This is a genomic window from Paenisporosarcina macmurdoensis, assembly GCF_042658845.1.
GTDB lineage: Bacteria > Bacillota > Bacilli > Bacillales_A > Planococcaceae > Paenisporosarcina > Paenisporosarcina macmurdoensis.
The window spans coordinates 1-3,798 of the sequence record NZ_JBHSRI010000021.1 but is presented as its reverse complement, the minus strand read 5'-3'; the positions used below and the strand labels follow the sequence as shown (position 1 = coordinate 3,798).

General features: G+C 34.5%; 4 protein-coding genes. 3 read left to right on the top strand and 1 reads right to left on the bottom strand.

Annotated features, from left to right (window positions below):
- Nucleotides 1–435: 435 nt before the first annotated feature.
- Together ACFPYN_RS13080 and ACFPYN_RS13075 are read left to right on the top strand one after the other, a co-directional pair.
- Nucleotides 436–1,602 (top strand): replication initiation protein, encoded by a 1,167-nt coding sequence (locus ACFPYN_RS13080; protein WP_377734774.1) that lies wholly within the window; start codon nt 436–438, stop codon nt 1,600–1,602.
- Nucleotides 1,603–1,644: 42 nt separating this feature from the next.
- The gene (locus tag ACFPYN_RS13075) at nt 1,645–1,785 is read left to right on the top strand and encodes a hypothetical protein (protein ID WP_377734772.1); all 141 of its coding nucleotides are present in this window, start codon (nt 1,645–1,647) and stop codon (nt 1,783–1,785) included.
- Nucleotides 1,786–2,313: 528 nt separating this feature from the next.
- Here the strand turns inward: ACFPYN_RS13075 and ACFPYN_RS13070 are convergent.
- Complete coding sequence (locus tag ACFPYN_RS13070) at nt 2,314–2,805, bottom strand: hypothetical protein (protein ID WP_377734770.1); 492 nt, start codon at nt 2,803–2,805, stop codon at nt 2,314–2,316.
- A 182-nt stretch (nt 2,806–2,987) separates the two neighbouring features.
- Here ACFPYN_RS13070 and ACFPYN_RS13065 point away from each other — a divergent pair, with 182 nt between their 5' ends.
- Nucleotides 2,988–3,431 (top strand): hypothetical protein, encoded by a 444-nt coding sequence (locus ACFPYN_RS13065; RefSeq protein ID WP_377734769.1) that lies wholly within the window; start codon nt 2,988–2,990, stop codon nt 3,429–3,431.
- The last annotated feature ends 367 nt before the right edge of the window (nt 3,432–3,798 follow it).

The window sequence follows — 3,798 nt, the reverse complement described above, 5'->3', positions numbered from 1 at the left end:
AGGCACATTCAGAATCATAGAAGACTGATAGTTTTGTAGAGAGTCCTGAGAGGGGCTTTTTCTTTTGGAAAAGTTTTTAATGAATTTCATTTTCCACCACCACCAGTTTCTCGCGCACGTTGTTTGGTGTTTGGTTTAAATCTTTTGTTTAAGTACTTTGTTTTAACTGTTTTAGGCAGCCTTTGAGCCGTTGGTGTGACTGGTTTTTGGAGGATGAAAGGTAACAGTTTCGGTTCGAAAGGTAACAGTTTCGGTTCGAAAGGTAACAGTTTCGGTTCGATTAAGGTAACAGTTTCGGTTCGAAAGGTAACAGTTTCGGTTCTAATGGTAACAAACATAAAAACTTGTTATCTTTACTGTTGACAAGGGGTTCTTTATTAGTTAAATTGCCAATAAGGTAACAATGAAATTTTTCATTACATAAGGAGGTATTTCGTGAAAGAAAATTACGTTGTTACACAAGGAAATAATTTGATTGAAGCTAGGCACAAGAAACCTTTAAGTGTTCGTGAGCAAAAAATTATTCTTACTATGGTATCCATGATTAATCCAACTGACGAGGACTTTAGGGAATATGTAATTTCTATAAAAGATTTTCACGAAATGCTAGGTTTACAGGGACGTGAAAAATATACCGAGATAAAAACAGTAGTAGAGAATTTAATGTCAAAAGTAATAGAAATCCCTCGTGAAAATGGAGGGTGGTTACTAACTCACTGGGTATCAAGCGCTGAATACATACAGGGAAAAGGCTCGATAAGACTCAAATTCGTTCCAGAATTAAAGCCGTATATGTTGCAACTGAAAAGCCAGTTCACGTCATATCGTTTAAGCAATGTTTTATCACTTAATAGTACCTATTCTATTCGTTTATATGAACTTATGAAGAAATGGCATCATCTCGGAAAATGGGAGTGCTCTATTGAGGATTTAAGAGGGAAGTTAGGCGTTGTTGAAAAGATATATCCAAGGTACGCTAATTTTAAAATACGTGTCTTGAAAGCTGCTATTGACGAAGTGAACGAGAAAACTGATCTTTTAATAGATTTTCGAGAAATCAAAAAAGGACGTAGCGTAGAACGGATTGAATTCACCATAAAACATTCGGTTGAAAAGGAAGTTAAGCTACCCATATCAACTGAGAAGCCGAAAAAGAATGATGTAAATGACGATATAAGAGAACGATTGAACCTTACAGCGAAGGGTTACCACTTTGATCAATCGTTCTTCACTCAAATGTATCAAGGTGCTTCACTCATTTGGAATGATGCTGCTGAAAACGAATTACAGATGCTCATTCATTATGTAAATGAAGAAGAAACCGTGAAAAATCCGCTAGGTTTTATTAAGTCGAAAATAAAAACAGCATGGGATATTCACCAAGATGGATTTCCTATCACGTTTGCTGATTTAAAAGTAAGTAAACGAACAACTGGACGCACAGAAGTTATTCCTGATTGGTTTAACGAAAGGAATACATCGAAAGAAGAGACAGTTGCGACAGTAGTGACTGAAGAATATCAAGAAAAGAAACGCGCATTGCTCGAAAGTCTTGGTAAGTCTCCTGAAGAAATTGAAGAGGAAATGAAAGATAATAAGTGAATTGAAAATTAAACAATCAACAAAGATGAAGGAGTGTCGGCAATGAACTTTTTGGAATCATTGAAAGAAGATTTGGTCGAGATGAGTAACAACCATCTGATGATTACGGTGAAGCGTTCGGATTTAGAAAATTTAATTCAAGCATACGAAAAGCTGAAAGAAGAAAAGTCCTCCACGAAATAAGGAGGCTCTTTGATTTGGAGCATCGGCATCCGAATCAAAGAGAGTGCCCATTTATACACCACTCAAAAAAGTGGTGTAAATGTGTTGCCTTCGGATGTTTTAAAAACATAAATAAAGTTCGAAAATGAGCATGTATTTGATGTAAACATTGTACATCTCGTTTATTTTTATTCTAAAAAAGGCAGAAAAATTAAATGAAATTATTATTGGATGGAGAATTGTATTCTTATTAATTCTAATCTTATTATTTGTGTTTGGAGAAATTAGAGGGAATTTATTTTTATCTGTACTTTGAGGCATCATTATTTTTTTCAATCATTCCAGAAATGTTTAGAAAAATGAAGAGAGATGGATAGATCTTGGAGTCGATTATGATTTATAAACCGGTTGATTGGAGAGGGGAGGATGAGCTTTGTAATCGCACGAATGATGAAAATTAAATCATATGATTTCAAAGGTATTCAATTTCATAACCAACGAGAAAAGTCACCCAGTAAATAGAATGGGTGACGAACAATTTGAAATCATTTAATCGACTCCAAGATATCTAATTTTTTCATTTCCCCACCACAAAGAGGGGTTATTGCCACTGCTACTATAATATAGTCTCACATCACCTTCAGTAGGTCTTTTTACGAATGTTATTGAACCATCAGTATTGACATATTTTGTTGTTGTACTGGTTGTAGCCACTTTGTTAAAATCTGCACTCGCTCTTTTAAAACCACCAGAGGAATTATGATAAATTTTTGTTCCTGAACTAGTTGTATTATTGAGCGACGCAGTGGATCTTACTCCTGACCAACCCATAGGAGACTTATAACCAGTACACATTGGTTCAACAATCGTGTCCTCAATCAAGGAATTACTAATTTGTAACTCTTCTGTTTGGACACTCATAGCGTACTCTTCCTCTTCAACACTCCATGTACCATAACAGGCTGCATGTGCACTATTAGTAACTGACGCTGTAGTTAGAGTAACTGCTAGAATTAATAATAGTTTGAGAATTTTTTTCATTTAGTTTCCCCTTTGCTAAAATATTAAACACTAATAATTCATAAGTGTTTAAAAAACTTTCTACATAAATCTGAAATATTCCTTCAAATAATTGTAAGAATTCACAAATTTTTTTTTGGGAAAAAGGAGTTTTTAAATTGAATAAAGAATAAAAGTACTGATGAGTAAAAGGAGGAGAAAAAATGAAGTTTGAAGACTTAATAAAATTAAAAGACTTTGCTATTTCTTTTGAGTCCATTTTTGAACCAAGAATAGAAAGTAGTTCGTTAAGGATAATAGTTAATGGGAGTGCTGACACAACTGATTTACTTATTACTCCTCACAGTTTAATAACTCAATATCAAATTAATTTCCCTTCGTATGTCACATATTCAGTTATCTACGATGATTACACTATATTTAATGAAAAAGAAATTTTTAAGGGAGAATCCTTTAGAATATATAGCAAGTCGGACTACTTTGATTTTATTCAAAGACAATCGCCACTGGAGAAGCTTTTACCAGGGGAAACGTGTATACATTACGCTCTTTGTTGTATTGAACACCGTTTAGATATCATTTCTTCTGCGAAGCCCTTTATAACGGAGATAAAAGTAAACCCGGAAAAAGAAAATATTTTAATGTAACGATTCAAAATATGAAAGACGAAATAGTATCTAGCTGTTTGTAGAGATCGTCATAGACGGTCTTTTTTGTTTGGCTAAAGCCCCAGACAGATTGGATATTTATTCATTAGAGGGGTAAAGTAAAACCGCCAAAAGCCCGTTAACTCAACGATGTATATTGGATGAATAAAAGCAAGATGGGCGAAAAGAGGAAGAAATGAGAAACCGCAAGGGTTGGGTGGAAGGGGTCAACTTCCTAGACGATGTGTTATGTCAACCTAGGGTGTATGAAGAATACACCCTAGGTTGAGCATTCGAATCGGTGGTTTGAGGATGGATCATCCAGTTTCTTATTCAATTAACGGTCAGAATAGTTTAATAACATATA